Source organism: Burkholderia sp. Bp8998 (assembly GCF_003854235.1).
In the GTDB taxonomy this organism is placed as follows: Bacteria; Pseudomonadota; Gammaproteobacteria; order Burkholderiales; family Burkholderiaceae; genus Burkholderia.
This window is the reverse complement of sequence record NZ_QTQF01000168.1, coordinates 1-522: the sequence shown is the minus strand read 5'-3', so window position 1 is coordinate 522 and position 522 is coordinate 1. Positions and strand designations below refer to the sequence as shown.

At 64.2% G+C, this 522-nt stretch carries 1 protein-coding gene; it reads right to left on the bottom strand.

The window, feature by feature from the left end:
* A partial coding sequence (locus DIE06_RS38005) for a sigma-70 non-essential region-containing protein (protein WP_185733592.1) occupies positions 1 to 522 on the bottom strand: 522 nt, incomplete at both ends.

Sequence of the window (522 nt, the reverse complement as noted above, 5' to 3'; positions counted from 1 at the left end):
TTCGTCCATTCGAGGTCGGTCTCGTGGCCCGGGAACGACTCGACAAACGCGTCGCGCGGCATGCCGCAACGGTCGACGGCAATCGCCAGGATGCTGCGCTCGATCGCGCGAACCTCAGTCACTTGCCCATGCACGATGGCGCACAGGCGGTCGATGGTCTTGGCGGTAAAGCGGATCGGCGCGAGTTCACGCTGGATCGCCGTGCGCACTTGCGCAGCGGCCGCGGAACGGGCATCGCCGGTGACAGGCACATCCGGCAACTGCTCGAACAGTGCACGCACGCGCGCGAAAATCACGAGACTGTCGTTGGTGAGCTCCTCGAGGCGCGCCGCGTTCACCTTCTCGGAATCCCCGTCGTCCGTTTCGACGTCGTCTTCGTCCACTTCATCGTCGGCGGCGACTGCTTCCGCCTCCTCTTCCTGGGACTCCGGCGTCATTTCGCTTTCATCGGCGTCGACACTGATGCCATCGACCAGTTCGTCGATGCGCAGTTCGCCGGCAACGATGCGATCGACATCGGCA